The 18,334-nt window shown below is 60.1% G+C and carries 17 protein-coding genes; 11 read left to right on the top strand and 6 right to left on the bottom strand.

The window, feature by feature from the left end; translation table 11 throughout:
- Positions 1 to 54: 54 nt before the first annotated feature.
- The 4 genes from iolG to ACTQ4R_RS07340 form a co-directional block, all read right to left on the bottom strand.
- Entirely contained in the window at positions 55 to 1,071 is a 1,017-nt protein-coding gene (gene iolG, locus ACTQ4R_RS07355; protein WP_441627310.1) for an inositol 2-dehydrogenase, read from the bottom strand.
- A 105-nt stretch (positions 1,072 to 1,176) separates the two neighbouring features.
- Positions 1,177 to 2,154: an ABC transporter permease gene (locus ACTQ4R_RS07350; protein WP_441627308.1), complete on the bottom strand. Its 978-nt coding sequence runs from the start codon at positions 2,152 to 2,154 to the stop codon at positions 1,177 to 1,179.
- The gene (locus ACTQ4R_RS07345; protein ID WP_441627306.1) at positions 2,147 to 3,580 is read right to left on the bottom strand and encodes a sugar ABC transporter ATP-binding protein; all 1,434 of its coding nucleotides are present in this window, start codon (positions 3,578 to 3,580) and stop codon (positions 2,147 to 2,149) included. The genes ACTQ4R_RS07350 and ACTQ4R_RS07345 overlap by 8 nt, the downstream gene beginning before the upstream one ends.
- 272 nt (positions 3,581 to 3,852) lie before the next feature.
- Positions 3,853 to 4,866: a sugar ABC transporter substrate-binding protein gene (locus ACTQ4R_RS07340; protein WP_441627304.1), complete on the bottom strand. Its 1,014-nt coding sequence runs from the start codon at positions 4,864 to 4,866 to the stop codon at positions 3,853 to 3,855.
- Positions 4,867 to 5,436: 570 nt separating this feature from the next.
- On the opposite strand from ACTQ4R_RS07340, the gene iolE reads away from it, so the two are divergent.
- The 7 genes from iolE to nifU all read left to right on the top strand — a co-directional run bounded on the left by iolE (position 5,437) and on the right by nifU (position 13,069).
- Positions 5,437 to 6,339, top strand: a complete 903-nt coding sequence (gene iolE, locus ACTQ4R_RS07335; protein WP_441627302.1) for a myo-inosose-2 dehydratase — start codon at positions 5,437 to 5,439, stop codon at positions 6,337 to 6,339.
- A 67-nt stretch (positions 6,340 to 6,406) separates the two neighbouring features.
- Complete coding sequence (locus ACTQ4R_RS07330; protein WP_441627301.1) at positions 6,407 to 7,210, top strand: 5-deoxy-glucuronate isomerase; 804 nt, start codon at positions 6,407 to 6,409, stop codon at positions 7,208 to 7,210.
- A gap of 17 nt (positions 7,211 to 7,227) precedes the next feature.
- Complete coding sequence (gene iolD / locus ACTQ4R_RS07325; RefSeq protein WP_441627299.1) at positions 7,228 to 9,156, top strand: 3D-(3,5/4)-trihydroxycyclohexane-1,2-dione acylhydrolase (decyclizing); 1,929 nt, start codon at positions 7,228 to 7,230, stop codon at positions 9,154 to 9,156.
- Positions 9,157 to 9,393: 237 nt separating this feature from the next.
- On the top strand, positions 9,394 to 10,431 hold the full coding sequence (locus ACTQ4R_RS07320) for a Gfo/Idh/MocA family protein (protein WP_441627297.1): 1,038 nt from the start codon (positions 9,394 to 9,396) through the stop codon (positions 10,429 to 10,431).
- Between the two features lie 148 nt (positions 10,432 to 10,579).
- Positions 10,580 to 11,392, top strand: coding sequence for a M15 family metallopeptidase (locus ACTQ4R_RS07315; RefSeq protein WP_441627295.1), 813 nt, complete (start codon positions 10,580 to 10,582; stop codon positions 11,390 to 11,392).
- Positions 11,393 to 11,419: 27 nt separating this feature from the next.
- Positions 11,420 to 12,607 (top strand): cysteine desulfurase NifS, encoded by a 1,188-nt coding sequence (nifS, locus tag ACTQ4R_RS07310; protein WP_441627293.1) that lies wholly within the window; start codon positions 11,420 to 11,422, stop codon positions 12,605 to 12,607.
- 15 nt (positions 12,608 to 12,622) lie between these two features.
- Complete coding sequence (nifU, locus tag ACTQ4R_RS07305; protein WP_441627291.1) at positions 12,623 to 13,069, top strand: Fe-S cluster assembly scaffold protein NifU; 447 nt, start codon at positions 12,623 to 12,625, stop codon at positions 13,067 to 13,069.
- A 46-nt stretch (positions 13,070 to 13,115) separates the two neighbouring features.
- On the opposite strand, the gene ACTQ4R_RS07300 is transcribed toward nifU, so the two are convergent.
- Positions 13,116 to 13,592 (bottom strand): YfcE family phosphodiesterase, encoded by a 477-nt coding sequence (locus tag ACTQ4R_RS07300; RefSeq protein WP_441627289.1) that lies wholly within the window; start codon positions 13,590 to 13,592, stop codon positions 13,116 to 13,118.
- Positions 13,593 to 13,693: 101 nt separating this feature from the next.
- Between ACTQ4R_RS07300 and ACTQ4R_RS07295 the strand changes: the two genes are divergently transcribed.
- Positions 13,694 to 14,068, top strand: coding sequence for a TetR family transcriptional regulator (locus ACTQ4R_RS07295; protein WP_441627288.1), 375 nt, complete (start codon positions 13,694 to 13,696; stop codon positions 14,066 to 14,068).
- A complete protein-coding gene (locus ACTQ4R_RS07290) occupies positions 13,998 to 15,836 on the top strand; it encodes a hypothetical protein (protein ID WP_441627286.1) in 1,839 nt (612 codons plus the stop codon). Before ACTQ4R_RS07295 ends, ACTQ4R_RS07290 begins: the two co-directional genes overlap by 71 nt.
- Before the next feature lie 77 nt (positions 15,837 to 15,913).
- Here ACTQ4R_RS07290 and ACTQ4R_RS07285 read toward each other — a convergent pair whose 3' ends face one another.
- The gene (locus ACTQ4R_RS07285) at positions 15,914 to 16,783 is read right to left on the bottom strand and encodes a DMT family transporter (RefSeq protein ID WP_441627284.1); all 870 of its coding nucleotides are present in this window, start codon (positions 16,781 to 16,783) and stop codon (positions 15,914 to 15,916) included.
- 158 nt (positions 16,784 to 16,941) lie between these two features.
- Between ACTQ4R_RS07285 and ACTQ4R_RS07280 the strand changes: the two genes are divergently transcribed.
- Complete coding sequence (locus ACTQ4R_RS07280) at positions 16,942 to 17,583, top strand: cyclase family protein (RefSeq protein ID WP_441627283.1); 642 nt, start codon at positions 16,942 to 16,944, stop codon at positions 17,581 to 17,583.
- A 13-nt stretch (positions 17,584 to 17,596) separates the two neighbouring features.
- On the top strand, positions 17,597 to 18,325 hold the full coding sequence (locus ACTQ4R_RS07275; protein WP_441627281.1) for a pyridoxamine 5'-phosphate oxidase family protein: 729 nt from the start codon (positions 17,597 to 17,599) through the stop codon (positions 18,323 to 18,325).
- Positions 18,326 to 18,334: the final 9 nt, after the last annotated feature.

The following is an 18,334-nucleotide window of genomic DNA, read 5'->3' as shown; positions in this document are numbered from 1 at the left end:
CATACAAAAAGAACAGCCGCCCATGGGGCGGCTGTTCTTTTTGTGTGCAGGTTATTACTTGATTTCCACGATCTTGCCGGTTTTCCAGGCCTCGGTGGTGGCATAGCCGATGACGGTGGACTTGGTGCCGTCATACACGTTGGTGCCGGGCTGCTTGCCCTCCAGCGTGCAGTTGACGAACTCCTCCATCTCAATGAGGTACGCCTCGGCGAAGCGCTCGGGGAAGGAGCCCACGCACTCGGTGCAGGCGCCGTTGACGTTGTAGACCATGGCCTGGTTCTTCTCGGGCACGGCGGAAATGCGGATGGTGCCCTCGGTGCCAACGATCTCCGTTTCCACATGGTAGCCGTAAGGAGCGGTGCGGCCCACATGGACCATGCCCATGGCGCCGTTTTCAAACTTGTACACGGCCACGCCGGTCTCGTCGTCGCCGGCCTCCTTGAACTCGGGATGCTTGAAGGTTGCGCCCATGGCGTAGACCTCGGTGGCCTCGCAGCCCAGGAACCAGCGCATCAAGTCAATGTCGTGGATGGCCATGTCCAGGAAGATACCGCCGGAGGTCTTGGCAAAGCGGATGGCGCCGTCCACAAAGGCCTCGGGGTCGATGCCAGTGGCCTTCACCAGATAGGGCGTGCCGATGGCGCCTTCCTCGATCTTCTTCTTGGCATAGGCGTAGGACTTGTCATACCGGCGCATGAAGCCCAGCATGAAGGTCAAGTCGGGATGGCGCTCCACAGCGGCCTCCGCCTGCTTGCACTGGGCCACATCCACGCCCAGGGGCTTCTCGGAGAACACGTGCTTGCCGGCGTCCAGAGCGGCCTCGATCTGCCAGCAGTGCTCGGAGGAGGTGGTGACGATGACCACGGCGTCAATGTCGGCATTGGCCAGCATTTCCCGGTAATCGCTATAAACGTCAGTGACGCCCAGCTCCTGCTTGGCATATTCCAGCTCGGCGGGCACGATGGAGCAGGCGGCGGTCAGTTCGGCGTTGGGGATCTTATAGGCGATATTCTGGGCATGGACTTTTCCCAGGCGGCCCAGGCCAACAACGCCGATGCGAAGCTTTTTCATAATTGTTCCTCCATGTTCACGGCGCGGCGTTCCGCGCAAATTCGAAATCATAATGCCATAAGAGTGCCCGGCCTGTCAACAGGCCGGGCACGGGAAAAAGGCCAATTACTTCGCGGCGGCCAGACGGCGGCGCTTGGCCTCCATCTGGGCACGGATCACGTCCATCAGAACGGCCAGGATGATGACCAGGCCCAGAACGATGTTCTGGACAGCGGAGTCGATGGACAGCAGGGTGAAGCCGTTGCGCAGGACGGAGATGATGAGGCAGCCCAGCATGGTGCCGAACATGGTGCCCTTGCCGCCGGTGAAAGAGGCACCGCCGATGATGCAGGCGGCGATGGCGTCGGTATCATAGGGCTGGGTGGCGTTGGCGCCATTGCAGATGCCGCTGCGGCCCACGGACACGATACCGGCCAGGGCGGCCATGATACCGGACATGGTGTAGCAGAAGGTCAGCACGTTGGCGGTGTTGATACCGGACAGGCGGGTGGCCTCCATGTTGCCGCCGGCGCAGTAGATGGAGCGGCCCAGAGCGGTCTTGCTCAAGAAGATGTGCATGACCACATACAGCACGATGACCACGATGAAGCTGACGGGGAAGCCGCCGATGGTGGTCCGGCCCAGCCACTGGACGGAATCGGGGAAGATGTTGATCATCTGGCTGCCGGTGACCAGCAGTGCCAGGCCCCACAGCACGTTCTTCATGCCCAGGGTGGACACGAAGGGATGAGGCAGGTGCAGGCGGGTCAGCAGGGTGCCGTTGATGAAGCCCACCAGGCCGCCGGCCAGGATGCCGATGACCATCAGCACGATGCCGCTGGACATGCCGGCCTTGGACAGGGCGCCCATCAAGCAAGCGCAGAACACAGCGTTGGCGCCCACGGACAGGTCGATACCGGCGGTGATGAGGCACAGAAGCATACCAACGGCCAGGAAGGCGTTAAAGGCGGTCTGCTTGAGAATACTCATCAAGTTGGAATAGCTGTAAAAGTTCTTGTTGGCAACTGCCAGGAACAGGCACATGATCACCAGTGCCAGGATCGTGCCCAGCTGGAAGCCGGAGCCGCTTTTTTTCTTAGTCATCTAAAGTTCCTCCCCATGCCGCTTTCATGATGTCTTCCTGGTTGAAATGCTTGCTGTCCCGGTCCACGGTGGCCATGACCCGGCCGCCGCGCATGACGACCACCCGGTCGCTCATGCCCAGGACCTCCGGCATTTCAGAGGAGATCATGATGACGCATTTTCCAGCCTTGACCAGGCTGTTCATAACATTGTAGACCTCGACCTTGGCGCCCACGTCGATGCCGCGGGTGGGTTCGTCAAAGATGTAAATATCGGCGTCGGAGTTGATCCACTTGCCGATGACGACCTTCTGCTGGTTGCCGCCGGACAGCTGCCCGACGATTTCGTCGATAGAGGGCGTCTTGATCCGCAGAGACTGGATATGGCCCTGGCCGGTCTCCTCAATGCGCTTTTCATTGAGGAAGGGGCCGTCGCTGTGCTTTTTGAAGCTGGACATGATGAGGTTGGTGCGGATGCTCTCGCCCAGCACCAGGCCGGAGCCCTTGCGGTCCTCCGTCAGCAGGGCGATGCCTGCCGCGATGGCCTGCTTGGGACTCTTGATCTTGACCTCCTTACCCTTGACGAAGATCTTGCCGCCGTCAATGGGGTCGGCGCCGAAAATAGCGCGGACGGTCTCGGTCCGGCCGGCGCCCACCAGGCCGCTCATGCCCAGGATCTGGCCGCCGTAGGCCTCAAAGCTGACGCCGTTGAGGACGCCGCCGATGCTCAGGTCCTCCACCTTCAGCATGCACTCGCCCTTAACGCCGTACTCCTTGGGGAACTGGTTTTCCAGCGTGCGACCCACCATGGAGGCAATGAGGGAATCATTAGTCCAGTCCTTGATGTCACGGGTCTCGATGTACTCGCCGTCGCGAATGACCGTCACCCGGTCACACAGCTCAAACAGCTCCTCCAGCTTGTGGGAGACAAACAGGATGCCGATGCCCCGGGCCTTCAGCTCCCGGCAGGTCTTCATCAGCTGCTCGACCTCTTTTTCACCCAGAGAGGAGGTGGGCTCGTCCATGATGATCATCTTGGCGTCGATGAGGACGGCCTTGGCGATCTCGATCATCTGCTGGACGCCCATGCCCAGGGTGCCCGCCGGCTTGCGGGGATCTACATCCTGGCCCAGGGACTTCATGACCTCCTCGGCCTTCTTGTGCATGGTGTCATAGTCCAGCAGCATGCCCTTTTTCAGCCACTTGTTGATAAAAATGTTATCCGTCACGCTCAGAAGCTTTTCGATGTTCAGCTCCTGGTACACGCAAGCAATGCCGGCCGCGGCGGACTCATTGGGGTTTTTGAAAACCTTCTTTTCGCCGTTGACGTAGATCTCGCCCTCGTCGGCCATATGAACGCCGGTCAAGACCTTGATCAGTGTGGACTTGCCTGCGCCGTTCTCACCGATCAGGCCATGGATCTCTCCCGGCTTAACGGCAAGCTGCATATTGTGCAATGCAACTACGCCCGGAAATCGCTTCGTTATATTTTTCAGCTCAACTATGTATTCGCTCACCTGAATATCACCTCAATTTCTCCCGGATTAGGGGACAGTGAAACAAAAATGCACCTCTCAGCGGGGAAATGCAGAAAAAACGGGCAGGCGCCCGCGTGCCGGCCGGCGGCCGGGGGAAACCGGAACGGGGTCCCGTCCCACTTTTGCCGGGACGGGACCCATTCCTCATGTTATATGCGGTTTGTTATGTACTGGAGAGCGGATCAAGCCAGATAGCCCTGCAGCTCTTCCAGACGGGCCTGGGCGGTGTCGGGATCGACGATGGAAGCACCGGCGTCGATGAAGGAATCCAGGGTCTCGCCCTGCAGGGCGCAGACCACGGCGTCAACGGACTCATAGCCCATGGTGAAGCCCTGCTGGCAGACAGACATGGTCTCTTCGCCGGCCAGGATGGACTTGCAGGCGGACTGGATGCCGTCGAAGCCCAGGAACACGGTGTTGGCATAAGCCTCATTGCCGGCAGCGGCACGAGCAGCGGCCATGGCCATATCGTCGTTGTTGGCGCAGATGACAGCGATGCCCTCGGGATGGTTCTGCATGATAGCCTCCATGCAGGTAACAGCCTGGTCGGCCACGGCGTTGGCGTACTGGACCTCGTCATACAGGAAGGTGCCGCCAGCAGCCTCGATACCAGCAGCGTAGCCCTTCATACGGGCCTCGTTGGTGGAGTCACCCTGAACGCCGGCGATCTCGATGCACTTGATCTCTTCCCAGCCGCGCTCCTTGGCCAGCTTGGCAGCAGCCTCGCCGCCCAGCTTGCCGGCGGCCTCGTTGCCGGTACCGACGAAGGACAGGACCTCGGGAGCCTCAATGTTGGTGTCAACGGCGACGATGGGCTTGGTCTGGCCCTTGATCATGTTGGCCACCATGTCGGCCTGCAGGGGAGCGATGACATAACCATCGATGTCGGCGTTGTTCATGTCGGTCTCGATCATGTTCTGCTGCTCATCATAAGCGGTCTCGGAGGTAGCGCCCTTCACCTCAACGTGAACATTGGGATGATCCTTCTCATAGGCCTCGGCGCCGGCCACGACGTAGCCCCAGTACTCGGAGGAGGTGGTCTTCAGAATAACGGAGATGTTGTACTCCTGCTCACCGCTCTGCTCGGTGGCGGCGGGAGTCTCGGCGGGGGCGGGAGCCTCTTCCTTCTTGCTGCCGCAAGCCATCAGAGACAGGGCCATGACAAGAGCCATGGACAGTGCAAAAAACTTTTTCATGGTGCTTCTTTTCTCCTTCTTTGATTAAATTCCGTAAATCAAACCTAAAAAACACAGGCATGATCTCCGGTAAATCTGAAAGAATTCTACCACTAAAATAAAAATCAAGTCAATAGTCTGCACAATTTATGTGTACTATTGCAGAAAAAACTTGTATGTTTTTGTGGAGGCAAACAAAAATCATCTGCGAAATTTAAAATATAAGTAAAAAGAAGGTAAAATGTTTGTGTGAAAAAATTTCCAGGCCCGCACAGGGGAACACTTGTCCGCAGTGGACGGAGAGATTATAAAAACATAACCATCATATTACCAGAAAAATGGACTGTCATATCTGCAAAAAATTCGGGAGAACCTTTGGCTAAATTGGAAAAAATCATGGAGGCTCGGGAAAAAGCATTGCATTTTCCGGGCAACAATGATACTTTCTTAAATAGCGAAAACGCTTACGTCTCTTGTTTTGCAAGGACTTCTGTGAACGAACACAGAAAAACGTGGGCGCCGCGCTCCCGGCTGCCGGCTGCGGCCGGGCGAATCCTGTCATTATATTTTTATATGAGGAGGACGTTTCCCATGTTCGATCAGAATCACGTATTCCTTGGTATCGCACCCATTGGCTGGTGCAACGACGATATGCCCGAGCTGGGCGCTGAGAATACCTTCCAGCAGATCGTCAGCGAGATGGCCCTGGCCGGCTTCACCGGCTGCGAGATCGGCAACAAGTATCCCACCGACCCCGCCGAGCTGAAGAAGGCTCTGGACCTGCGGGGCATGCGTATTGCCAGCCGCTGGTATTCTTCCTTCATTCTGACCCGTCCCATGGAGGAGGAGATCGCCGATTTCACCGCCAACCTGGACTTCCTGGCTGCCGTGGGCGCCAACCACATCAACGTCAGCGAGCAGAGCTACTCCATCCAGGGCCAGATGGACACCCCCATTCTCACCGGCGGCCACAAGCACGTCATGAACGATGAGGAGTGGGACCGTTTCTGCGCCGGTTTGAACACCCTGGGCAAGATCGCCGCTGACCGCGGCTTCAAGCTGTGCTTCCACCATCACATGGGCACCGTGGTCCAGACCTCCGAGGAGACGGACCGCATGATGGCCAACACCGATCCCCGCTATGTCTTCCTGTGCTATGATACCGGCCACTTCACCTTCGCCGGCGAGGACCCCCTGGCCATGCTGAAGAAGTATGTGGACCGGGTGGGCCACGTCCATCTGAAGGACATGCGTCTGCCCGTGGTCGAAGAGGCCCGCAAGAACAACTGGAGCTTCCTGCAGTCCGTCCGCAACGGCGCGTTTACCGTGCCCGGCGACGGCGATGTGGACTTTGACCCCGTGTTCAAGGTGCTGGCGGACGCCGGCTACCAGGGCTGGCTGCTGGTGGAGGCCGAGCAGGACCCCGCCAAGGCCAATCCTCTGGAGTATGCCATGAAGGGCCGCAAGTACATCGCGGAGCACACCGGCCTGTAAGATGCCTGGAGGGAGCGGGCCTCCCTCTTTGCATATGCTTACATTATTAGTTTGGAGATGATATCCGATGACTTATTTTAACAAGAACGCCCAGCTGAAAAACGGATATAACGCCTATATCGACACCGCCGTGGACGACATGGGCACCCAGATGGACGTTGGACTCCTGCTGATGGAAGACGGCGATACCTTCGTCTTTGACGAGGCGGAAAAGGAGGTTGCCGTCCTGCTGTTCTCCGGCAAGGTCACCTATGAGTGGTCCGGCAAGAAGGTGGAAGCCGACCGTCCCGACTGCTTCCACCATGAGGCCTACTGCCTGCTGGCCGGCAAGGGCACGAAGATCACGCTGACTGCCCACGGCCACAGCGAGCTGTACATCCAAAAGACGCTGAACGACAAGCCCTATGAGGCTGTTATGTACACGCCCGAGACCGTGCAGACCGAGTACAAGGGCTCCAATGGTGAGCTGATGGGCTGCATGGAACGGGAGATCAAGACCTTCTTCGACCTGGACAACGCGCCGTTTTCCAACATGGTCCTGGGCGAGGTCTTGAACCATCCCGGCAAGTGGTCCTCCTATCCCCCCCACCATCATCCCCAGCCCGAGGTCTATTTCTACCGCTTTGACTATCCCGCCGGCTTCGGCGCGGGCTTTGCCAACGGTGAGATCTTCCAGACCGGCCACAATGGCCTGGCTGTCATCAACCACGGTTTCCACTCCCAGACCGCCGCGCCCGGCTACGCCATGTGCTATGCCTGGGGCATCCGCCATCTGGACGGCGACCCCTGGGACAAGACCCGGATCGACGACGAGGAGCATGAATGGCTGTGGAAGGCTGATGCCAACGACCACATCTATCCCAATCATTGACAGGAGGTAAGATTCCCATGAAAACCGTTCGTTTGACCATGGCCCAGGCCCTGGTCCGGTTCTTGGAGAACCAGTATATCGAGGTGGACGGCGTTCAGAACCGCTTTGTCCGCGGTGTGTTCATCATTCCCGGCCACGGCAACGTGGTGGGCTTCGGCCAGGCGCTGACCCAGGAGGCCAAGCACCTGGAGGTCTGGCACGGCCAGAACGAACAGGGTATGGCCCAGGCCGCCGTGGCCTTCGCCAAGCAGATGAAGCGCAAGCAGATCTGCGTGGCCACCTCTTCCGTGGGCCCCGGCGCCGCCAACATGGTCACCGCCTGCGGCACCGCCACCGCCAACAACATCCCCCTGCTGGTGCTGCCCGGCGACGTGTACGCCTGCCGCCAGCCTGACCCCGTCCTGCAGCAGGTGGAGCAGACCCACAACCTCTCCATCTCCACCAACGACGCCTTCAAGGCCGTCTGCCGCTACTGGGACCGCGTCGTCCGCCCCGAGCAGCTGATGAGCGCCATGCTGTCCGCTTTCCGGGTGCTGACCGACCCCGCCAACACCGGCGCCGTCTGCATCGCCATGCCCCAGGATGTGGAGGGCGAGGCCTATGATTATCCCGAGAGCTTCTTCAAAAAGCGCGTGTGGCGCCTGGAGCGCCGCCCCGCCACCGAGGCCGCTCTGAACGATGCCGCCGAGGCCATCAAGAAGGCCAAGCGTCCCATGCTGATCTGCGGCGGCGGCGTCCGCTACTCTGAGGCTCACGAGGAGTTCCGTGCCTTTGCCGAGGCCACCGGCATTCCCTTTGCCGAGACCCAGGCCGGCAAGAGCGCCATCGAGTGGACCCATCCTCTGAACCTGGGCGGTGTCGGCGTCACCGGCTGCTCCGCCGCCAACGACATCGCTAAGAAGGCGGACCTGGTCATCGGTGTCGGCACCCGCTATACCGACTTCACCACCGCCTCCAAGTGGCTGTTCAAGGATACCTGCAAGTTCGTCAACATCAACGTCTCCGAGTTCCAGGCCTTGAAGATGGAGGCCATCCCCGTGGTGGCCGACGCCAAGGACACCCTGCCCCGCCTGCTTGCCAAGCTGGACGGCTACAAGGCCCCCTACACCACGGAGGTCACCGCTGCCCGCGAGAAGTGGCAGAAGGAGCTGGACCGCCTGGACAGCATCGTCTTTGAGGACAAGAAGTCCTGGAAGCCCATCATCAACGACGCCAACGCCGACTCCGCCAAGCGTTTTGCCAAGGACCTGGACGCCGCCCTGTGCCAGACCACCGTTCTGGGCGCCATCAACCATATGATGAGTGAGGGCGACGTGGCCATCGGCGCCGCCGGCTCTCTGCCCGGTGATATGCAGCGCATGTGGCGCCCCACCGGCATCGACTGCTATAACATGGAGTACGGCTATTCCACCATGGGCTATGAGATCGCGGGCGCCCTGGGCGTGAAGCTGGCCATCGGCGACAAGCGCGAGGTCTACGCCATGTGCGGCGACGGCAGCTTCAACATGCTCCACGGTGAGCTGGTGACCGCTGTCATGGAGCGCAAGAAGATCAACATCTGCCTGTTTGATAACGCCTCCTTCGGCTGCATCAACAACCTGCAGGTGGGCCACGGCAACAAGACCCTGTGCACCGAGCTGCGCTACCGCAACAAGGACGGTCTCTTCGGCGACTTCTTGAACATCAACTACGCCAAGGTGGCGGAAGGCTACGGCTGCAAGGCCTATTCCATCCGCACCATGGAGGAGCTGGTGGCCGCCTTTGAGGACGCCAAGAAGGTCAAGAACCAGCCCGTCCTGTTTGACATCAAGGTCCTGCCCAAGACCATGACCGACGGCTATGGCTCCTGGTGGCGCGTGGGTGACACCGAGGTGTCCGAGCGCCAGGAGAACCTGGACGCCTATGCGTCCCATCTGGAGCATGTGAAGGACGCACGGAAGTATTGATCCTCGAGGGGGAGCAGCCCCCCTCCCTCGACCTTTCCCTCACCAGTGACGTCGGTCACTGGTGAACACCGCCCAAGGCGGCTGGGTCAAGGTATTTTCGCCACGTACACGCCGCGGCGAAAATGATTGAACATTCTTGATTTGCCACTGGCAAATCAACTGGGGAAACCTGTGGTTTCCCCTAGCCCCTTTCTCAAAAATCCTACCACTTTATAAAAGAAAAGGAAGGTAATCAACATGGATAAGGTTCTGAAAATCGGTATCATCGGCTGCGGCGCTATCGGCCGCGATCATTGCCGCCGCATCATCGAGACCGTCCCCGGCGCCACCGTCGTGGCCGTGTCCGACTATGTGGCCGCTGCCGCTGACGATACCGCCGCCAAGTATGGCATCCGCTCCTTCGGCAATGACTGCGACGGCATGATCAAGGACCCCGAGGTGGAAGCCGTTGTCATCACCTCCATCGACCCCACCCATCATGACTATGTCATGAAGACCCTGGCCGAGGAGAAGTGGTGCTTCTGCGAGAAGCCCCTGAGCCAGAACGCCAAGGACTGCGAGGAGATCATCAACCGCGAGCTGGAGATCGGCAAGCGCCTGGTGCAGGTGGGCTTCATGCGCCACTATGACCGCGGCTACGCCGAGATGAAGCGCATCATCGACTCCGGCGAGCTGGGCGCTCCCCTGCTGATCAAGGCCTGCCACCGCAACGTCTCCCAGGGCCCGGGCTTCAAGACCGAGAACGGCGTCACCAACGTGGCCATCCACGAGCTGGACATCTGCCGCTGGCTGCTGGACGACGAGTATGAGGACGTGCAGTGTGTGAAGGTCCGCCAGTCCGCCAACTCCAACAAGGGCTATGACAACCCCCAGGTCATGCTGATGCGCACCAAGAAGGGCTGCTTCATCGACGTGGAGGTCCAGGTGGCCGATGGCTACGGCTATGACATCCAGTGCGAGGTCGTCTGCGAGAACGGCACCGTGAAGCTGCCCGATCCCTATGCTGTGGTCCGCCGCTCCCGTCCCCAGGGCTGGGACAGCTTGAATCCCGCCGAGTCCATGCCCATCATGACCGACTGGAAGGAGCGCTTCATCGAGGCCTACGACATCGAGTTCTGCAAGTGGGTGGAGTCCGTCCACGCCGGCAAGCTGACCGGCCCCTCTGCTTGGGACGGCTATGTTGCCTGCGTCGCCGGCGATGCGCTGAATGCCTCCCGCGGCACCTCTACCTTCTTGAAGGTGGAGACCATGGAGAAGCCCGAGCTGTACAAGTAATCGACCTGCTTCCCAAAAGGGACCGGCTTTCGGCCGGTCCCTTTTTCACTTCCTCTCCAATTTATCCTTGTTTTTGCAAAAATTGGGCGGTATGATAAATGCACAGTCACATGAAAACGCGGGCCGCTTCGGCGGCAGGAGAGGACCGATGAACGCATTGAACAAACGATATCTGCAGCGGTGCCTGGTGCTGGCTGCGGCCATGCTGGCCTTGAGCGGGCCTGTCCGGGCGGTGGAGCCGGCGGAGTCGCTGGAGCTTGCGGTGGAGGCGGCCACTATGCCATCTGAAGTTGAGGACTGGCAGCGGCTGCTGGTCAACGGCAGCAACCCGCTGCCCGAGGATTTTGCCGTGGAGCTTGCCACGCTGGAAAACGGCATGAAGGCGGACAAGCGCATCTGTGCCGACCTTTCAGCCATGCTGCGGGATTGCCGGGCGGTGGGGCTGAAGCCAAAAATCTGCTCCGCCTACCGGGACGCGGCCACGCAGACCCGCCTACATAAAAACAAGATCGCCCGCCTTCACGCCGCCGGCCTTGGCCGGGAAGAGGCGGAGCGGGAAGCCGCCCGCTGGGTGGCAGTGCCAGGCACCAGCGAGCACCAAACAGGCCTGGCGCTGGACCTGGTGTCCGCAAACTACCAGTATCTGAACGAAAAGCAGGCGGAAACGCCGGAGCAGCAGTGGCTCATGGCCCACAGCTGGGAATACGGCTTCATCCTGCGCTACCCAACGGACAAAAGCGAGATCACCGGCATTGGCTACGAGCCGTGGCACTACCGCTACGTGGGCCGCCCCCTGGCGGAGGCCCTCCATGAGAGCGGATTGTGCCTGGAGGAATACCTGGCCATGCCTGCCGCCGTCACCGCCCGTGTAAAAGAGAAGCCGGAGATCCCGGCTTCTCCTTTTATTCCACTCAATTCCTACTTGACAACTGTGAAATCCTGTGTTATGACTATATCATAGTAAATAACTAGGAATAGGAGGACCACTATGAACGTCTACGCAGATAACGCGGCCACCACCGCGGTCAGCGATGCAGCACTGGCAGCCATGCTGCCCTGCTTTCAAGAATTTTACGGAAACCCCTCCAGCCTGTATACCACCGGCCAGCTGGCGGCGGAGAAGCTGGCGGCGGCCCGGGAGACCTTTGCCCGTTGCCTGAATGCCCAGCCCCGGGAGATCACCTTTACCTCCGGCGGCAGCGAGGCGGACAACCAAGCCCTGCGTTCCGCGGCGGCCTTGGGTGCCCGAAAGGGGAAAAAGCACATCATCTCCACAAAGTTTGAGCACCATGCCATTCTCCACACCCTCCAGGCCCTGGAGAAGGAGGGCTATGAGGTGACGCTGCTGGACATCCCGCCGGACGGCGTGGTGACGGCCCGGCAGGTGAAGGAGGCCATCCGGCCGGACACCTGCCTGGTGAGCGTCATGTTCGCCAACAACGAGATCGGCACCATCCAGCCCATCGGCGAGATCGGCGCCGTGTGCAAGGAAGCCGGCGTCCTGTTCCACACGGACGCGGTCCAGGCGGCGGGCCACCTGCCCATCGACGTAGAGGCTCTGCACATCGACATGCTGTCCCTGTCCGCCCACAAGTTCCACGGCCCCAAGGGCGTGGGCGTCCTGTTTGCCCGCCGGGGCATCGCCCTGGAGAATGTCATTTACGGCGGCGGCCAGGAGCGGGGCAAGCGGGCCGGCACGGAAAACGTCCCCGGCATCTGCGGCGCCGCGGCGGCTTTTGAGGAGGCCTGTACCAATCTGGAGAAAAACGCCGCCTATGTAACGCCCATGCGGGACAAGCTCATTGCGGGCCTTTCCGCCATTCCTCATTCTGTTCTCAACGGCGACAGCGTCCGCCGCCTGCCTGGAAACGTCAACTTCTGCTTCGAGGGTATCGAGGGCGAATCCCTGCTTCTGCTGCTGGACGCCAAGGGCATCGCCGCCTCTTCCGGCAGCGCCTGCACCTCCGGCTCCCTGGACCCCAGCCACGTGCTGCTGGCCCTGGGACGGCCCCACGAGGTGGCTCACGGCTCCCTGCGGCTGAGCCTCAGTGAGTACAACAAGCCCGAGGAAGTGGATTATATTTTGGAGGTCCTGCCGGGCATCATCGAGTACCTACGGGACATGTCCCCCGTGTGGGACGAACTGGAGAAGGGCCAGCGGCCCCATCTCATCTGAAAGGAGCATTGTAAAATGGCTTTATACAGCGATAAGGTAATGGACCACTTCCAGCATCCCCGGAACGTGGGCAAGATGGAGGACGCCGACGGCATTGGCGAGGTGGGCAACGCCAAGTGCGGCGATATCATGCGGATGTATATCAAGGTAGACCCTGCGACACAGGTCATCACCGACGTGAAGTTCAACACCTTCGGCTGCGGCAGCGCCATCGCCACCAGCTCCATGGCCACGGAGCTCATCAAAGGCAAGCCGGTCTCCGAGGCGCTGCAGCTTTCCAACAAGGCGGTGGTGGAGGCGCTGGACGGCCTGCCTGCCCACAAGATCCACTGCTCCGTGCTGGCGGAGGAGGCTGTCCGGGCGGCGGTAAAGGACTACTACGACAAAAATGGCATCCCCTACGGCGATGAGCTGAACGCCTGTGACGGCCACTGTGAGACCTGTGGCCATGAGCATGAATAAGAAGAAAAAAACACCTCCCGGTGATGCCGGGAGGTGTTTTTTGCCTTTACCAGGACCGCTCCAAAGGCACAGCGCGGCCATCCAGCTTACCATTGACAATGGTAACAACGGCGTAAAAGGGACGGCGGTAGTCTCCGATGCTGCCGGGATTCACAAACAGCGTCTTTCCCCGCCGGTCAACCAAAGGACGGTGGGTGTGGCCGAAGAGGAACAGGTCCAGGTTCTGCTCCTCCGCCGCGTAGCCGGCAGTCAGCAGAGACTGCTTGACGCCGTAGGTGTGGCCGTGGCACAAAAGGATGCGCTTGTCCTCCACGAAAAGCAGCTTTTCCGCCGGCTCCGAGGGGCGGTAGTCGCAGTTGCCGGGCACCTGCTCCAGCGGAATGTCCGGGAACAGGTCGTGGAGCTTTTCCGCGTCCCGCCAGCAGTCTCCCAGGTGAAAGATCATCCGGGGGGCAGTCTGCTCCACAGCGGCGGCCATATTGGAAACATTCCCGTGGGAATCGGAAAGGACCAGGATCTTCATAGCGGCACTCCTCCATTGCATGTGAAATCAGTATACCTTAATTTTTTCTTGGATGCAATTGGCGAAATTTCAAGGTAGGTTCAATTTTTCGTATTATAATTTTGAATATTAAATTGACGCTTGCTGGGCAAACGGCGGGGGAGCGCCTTTTGCCTGTTTCAAAGAGCTGTGTCCGCCTCGTGTTGAGGGAGAAATATGCTATACTGGGACGTAATGATGAAAAATACGGATCAATCTTAGGAGCGGATGCTATGCAAACTGAGTTACAGGAGACACGTACCAAGATAGCGCTGGAAGCTGCAATGCAGGAGCTGCTGCGGGAAAAGCCGCTGGAGCAGATCCGCGTGCGGGAGCTGGCGGACCGGTGTGGTATCCGGCGGCAGTCCTTTTATTACCACTTTAACGATGAAGAAGCCCTTCCTGCAGTTCGCCGAGAAGTACTTCGAGGACCTGAAAGTCACCAGAACCACCGATGACTTCGGCCGTCCCGCTGACAAGTGGAAGATCAAGAACAAGGAAGTCGGCACCTACGCTGACAAGGCTGACGCCTCCTACACCGCCAAGGTCAAGGGCAAGACCATCAAGGCCGACACAGACATCGACCCCAAGGACTACACCTGGAGCGCTTATCGCGACGGCGAGCCCGTCACTCTGAAGGACCTGAACAAGAAGCTGGGCGAGGGTCAGAACGCCTACTATGAGTTCGTCAAGCGCACCGGCGATCCCGCTGATGAGAAGATCGGCGGCAACGGCACTCTGACCGAGGTCTTTTATGACGAGGACGAGGAAGAGGCCACCATCACCCTGGTCCGCACCTTCCTGATGCAGGTGGACGGCGACTATGATGAGGACGACGAAGAGCTGACCCTCACCGAGGTCGACGCCAACGACGCCGGCTATGCTCCCGACGCTCCCGAGCTGGAGGACGGCGAGGAGGTTCTGTCCGCTGACGATTTCGACAACCTGGATACCTTCGAGGACGAGGACTATGTCCTGGTCACCGTGGCCAACGGCGAGATCAAGTCCATTGCCAAGGCTGAGAAGGTCACCGGCACTGTTACCGAGTATGTCAAGGACGACACCGTGACCCTGGGCGGCACCGAGTATGAGTACTCCGCCACCTTCTCCGATTCCGAGAAGATGACCTACTCCATCGATGATGACTATGAGGCTTATCTGGACGCCTATGGCTACATCATCTATGTGGACGGCGATGACGGCAACGACGATTATGTCTACATCGCTGAGTTCGATACCAGCAGCAACCTGAGCGTCAACTCCAAGATCGTTGCCTACGCCTACTTCCTGGACGGCACCGAGGACGAGATCACCATCGATGAGATCGACGGTGAGGACGTCAAGGGCAAGGACTTCAAGGATGAGAAGGTCAACGGCCACGCTGCCGGCCAGTGGTTCAAGTTCACCGAGAAGAACGGCAAGTATGATCTGGACATCGAGAAGGATCAGAAGGGCGCTGACTTTAACAAGGACGAGGAGACCACGGTGGTTGACGGCGACAACACCGTCATGATCGCTGGCGTTGAGCTGCGCGGCACCAAGGACACCGTGTTCGTGGTGGTCGACGACGATGACGACGTCAAGGTCTACACCGGCATCAAGAACGCTCCCGAGCTGACCGCTAAGGGCGATGACGCCAAGGTCCAGGCCATCTATGACGGCAAGTACGCTGAGTACGTGTTCATCGCCCTGGGCGACGAAGGCACCTCCAAGGGCGGCTCCAACAGCTCCGACATCATCTTCGTCATGGAGCTGGACAAGGAAGGCACGGATTCCGGCGATAACAAGTACTATCGCTACAAGGCCATCCTGAACGGCGAGGAGACCAAGGTCAAGTTCGAGCTGACTGGCAAGTTCGCTCCCGCGAAGACCGAGCAGATCCTGTTCACCGACGTTGAGTATGATTCCGAGACCGGCTTCGTCACCGCGGCTGAGGCCGTCACCGATCCCATCGGCAGCGATGATTACGACAGCGTCCTGGGCATCAAGAATGCCAGCGTTTCCCAGAAGGCCGGCGTTGTGACGGTTGACGACGGTAAGGATACCTACAAGTATTACCTGGCCGACGACTACACCATCTTCGTCATCGAGGATGGGGACGACGTCTCCACTGTCACCGCCAAGAAGCTGGCCAGCGACTATGAGAAGGGCGGCTTGAATGCCGACATCTATGGCGTTCTGAACAGCGACGACGAGTACACCGCGCTGTACATTTCCGTGAAGTGATTCTGCCGGGTTTCTGACCGGATCACCCCATGTTGAACAAAATGTCCCCGCACCGAAAGGTGCGGGGACATTTTGGTTTACTTCCGGTTCAGCACCGCCACGGCGGCAAAGATCAGCAAAATACCGGCGCCCTTGGCCCCCAGCAAAGACTCGCCGTACAGGGCGAAGCTCACCAGCGCCGCCACGGCGGGCTCCACCGTGGCCATAATGGCGGCCTGTCCCGTCTCCACTCCGGCAAGGCCCCGGGTGTAGAGCAGGTAGGGGAACACGCAGCACAAAACGCCGATGCCCAGGGCGCCTGCCGCCGCCTCCGGCCGGACCAGCAGCGCGCCTGCCTCCCACAGGCGGGACAGGGGCAGGGCTGCCGCGCCGGCAAACAAAAAGGTGTACAGGGAGATGGTAGCGGAGGAGTAGCCCTTTTCCAGGGCAAAGCGGCTGAAAATACTGTACAGGGCGTAGCCCACACCGGCGCCCAGTCCGGTGAGAAAACCCTTGGGAGATACGCTGCCGCCGCCCGGCATGCCCGCCACCAGCAGGCAGCCGGCAAAGGTCATCACCAGAGCCAGTACCTTCCGCCGGCCGATAGGCTCCCGGAACAGCACGGCGGAAAACAGCATCACGAAAACCGGGGCGGTGTACAGCAGCACCGCCGCCACCGCCAGAGAGGTGGTCTCCATGGCAGTGAAGTAGCACCAGTTGAAAAACACCAGGCTGATGATCCCCGTACCCACAAAGCACCAGCAGTCCCGCAGCCGCACCCGCAGCAGCGCCGGGTCCCGCACCAGAATGTACACGCCCAGCACCAGGGCCGCGGTCACCGCCCGGATGGCCACCACCTGCATCTGGGTGAAGCCCAGGCCGCTGAGGAGATTGAAAAATATGCCGATCACGCCCCATAGTGTTCCCGCCAGGAGAATGCACAGGCAGGCTTTGGTTTTTGCGTTCAAAAAAAGGCCCTCCTTGCCATATGAAATGAATGGTCACAATCCATCAAAGCGCATTTTTCCCCGCTCGTCAAGGAAAAGTTTTCCGCCGGGGGAAAAAAGCCGTTGACGGCGGAGCGGAAACAGCGTTTAAATAAGAGGGAGAGAAGGGATGTGGACCCATGCGGGTGGTGGATTTTACCCATGTGATCCGGCGGGAGATGCCCGTCTATCCCGGTACGCCCCAGCCGCGGCTGGAGCCGGCCGGTACGTATGCCCGGGACGGCTTCCGGGCGACGCAGCTGACCATCGATTCCCACACCGGCACCCATATGGACGCGCCGGCCCACCTGTTCCCGGCGGGGGCAACGCTGGACGCCCTGCCGCCGGAGTGCTTCCTGGGGATGGCGCTGGTGGTTTCCTGCGCCGGCGCCGGAGAGGGAAGCGTGCTGCACATGGACTGGCTGGTGCCTGTCCGGGACGCGGCGGACAAAGCGGAATTTTTGCTGTTTTCCACCGGCTGGGACCGTTTTTGGGGCCGAGAGGCCTATTTTGGGGACTATCCGGTGCTGGGAGAGGACGTGGTGGACTACCTCATTGCCTCCGGCAAACGGGGCGTGGGGGTGGACACTCTGGGCGTGGACCCCATCCGGGACGAGGCACTGCCCATTCACCGGCGGCTGCTGGACAGCGGAATGGTCATCATCGAAAATCTCACCAACCTTGCCGCCGCCGGCACAGAGACCTTCACCTTCTGCGCCCTGCCTTTGCACTATGAAAACGCAGACGGTGCTCCGGTGCGGGCCGTGGGCCTGTGGCTGTGACGGAGGCGGAGGGATGGCGTATTACGTGTACATGCTCCGCTGCGGTGACGGGTCGTTGTATACCGGGAGCACGGACGACGTGGCCCGCCGGCTGAAGGTCCACCAAAGCGGGAAAGGCGCCAAGTATACCCGCAGCCGCCTGCCGGTGGCGCTGGTGTACCGGGAGGAGCTGCCGGACCGTTCCGCCGCACTGCGGCGGGAGGCGGCTATCAAAAAACTGACCAGGGGGCAGAAGCTGGCCCTGCTGGCGGAAAAGGAGAGAAACCAGATGGAGATGCGAAGAAAGGACCGGCAGATGCCGGAGGAATTTGCCTGGGAAGTGGTGGACCGCTGCGAATACGCCGTGGTGGCTATGACAGCGGAGAACGGAGAACCCTACTGCCTGCCGGTGAATGTGGTCCGGGAGGGAAAAAATATCTACTTCCACAGCGCCATGGCGGGCCGGAAAGCGGAGAGCCTGCGGCTGCACCCCCGGGTGTGCCTTACCTGCGTGGGGGAAAACCAGGTACTGCCGGAGAGGTACACCACACTGTACGCCTCCGCCGTGGCCTTCGGCACCGCCCGGGAGCTGACGGATGACGGGGAGAAGCGGGAGGCCCTGCGGCTGCTGTGTCAGCGGTACGCCCCGGACCACATGGACCTCTTTGACGGCGCCATGGCCACCAGCTTAAGCCGCACGGCTGTCTGGTGCATCGCCGTGGAGGAGATCACGGGCAAGAGCAACCGGAACAACCACCGCTGAATAAAAAAG

The organism is Dysosmobacter sp. Sow4_B12 (assembly GCF_052116665.1).
Classification (GTDB): domain Bacteria; phylum Bacillota; class Clostridia; order Oscillospirales; family Oscillospiraceae; genus Oscillibacter.
The sequence above is the reverse complement of the archived record's forward strand: the minus strand, read 5'-3'. Positions and strand labels throughout refer to the sequence as shown.

Excerpts from the sequence above, each read along its gene's own strand:
- ACTQ4R_RS07275 (WP_441627281.1), top strand. The coding sequence starts at position 17,597 with ATGGCGTATTACGTGTACATGCTCCGCTGCGGTGACGGGTCGTTGTAT.
- ACTQ4R_RS07280 (WP_441627283.1), top strand. The coding sequence starts at position 16,942 with ATGCGGGTGGTGGATTTTACCCATGTGATCCGGCGGGAGATGCCCGTC.
- ACTQ4R_RS07300 (WP_441627289.1), bottom strand. The coding sequence starts at position 13,592 with ATGAAGATCCTGGTCCTTTCCGATTCCCACGGGAATGTTTCCAATATG.
- ACTQ4R_RS07290 (WP_441627286.1), top strand. The coding sequence starts at position 13,998 with ATGAAGAAGCCCTTCCTGCAGTTCGCCGAGAAGTACTTCGAGGACCTG.
- nifU (WP_441627291.1), top strand. The coding sequence starts at position 12,623 with ATGGCTTTATACAGCGATAAGGTAATGGACCACTTCCAGCATCCCCGG.
- iolD (WP_441627299.1), top strand. The coding sequence starts at position 7,228 with ATGAAAACCGTTCGTTTGACCATGGCCCAGGCCCTGGTCCGGTTCTTG.
- nifS (WP_441627293.1), top strand. The coding sequence starts at position 11,420 with ATGAACGTCTACGCAGATAACGCGGCCACCACCGCGGTCAGCGATGCA.
- ACTQ4R_RS07330 (WP_441627301.1), top strand. The coding sequence starts at position 6,407 with ATGACTTATTTTAACAAGAACGCCCAGCTGAAAAACGGATATAACGCC.
- ACTQ4R_RS07345 (WP_441627306.1), bottom strand. The coding sequence starts at position 3,580 with ATGCAGCTTGCCGTTAAGCCGGGAGAGATCCATGGCCTGATCGGTGAG.
- ACTQ4R_RS07340 (WP_441627304.1), bottom strand. The coding sequence starts at position 4,866 with ATGAAAAAGTTTTTTGCACTGTCCATGGCTCTTGTCATGGCCCTGTCT.
- ACTQ4R_RS07315 (WP_441627295.1), top strand. The coding sequence starts at position 10,580 with ATGAACGCATTGAACAAACGATATCTGCAGCGGTGCCTGGTGCTGGCT.
- ACTQ4R_RS07350 (WP_441627308.1), bottom strand. The coding sequence starts at position 2,154 with ATGACTAAGAAAAAAAGCGGCTCCGGCTTCCAGCTGGGCACGATCCTG.
- iolG (WP_441627310.1), bottom strand. The coding sequence starts at position 1,071 with ATGAAAAAGCTTCGCATCGGCGTTGTTGGCCTGGGCCGCCTGGGAAAA.
- ACTQ4R_RS07320 (WP_441627297.1), top strand. The coding sequence starts at position 9,394 with ATGGATAAGGTTCTGAAAATCGGTATCATCGGCTGCGGCGCTATCGGC.
- iolE (WP_441627302.1), top strand. The coding sequence starts at position 5,437 with ATGTTCGATCAGAATCACGTATTCCTTGGTATCGCACCCATTGGCTGG.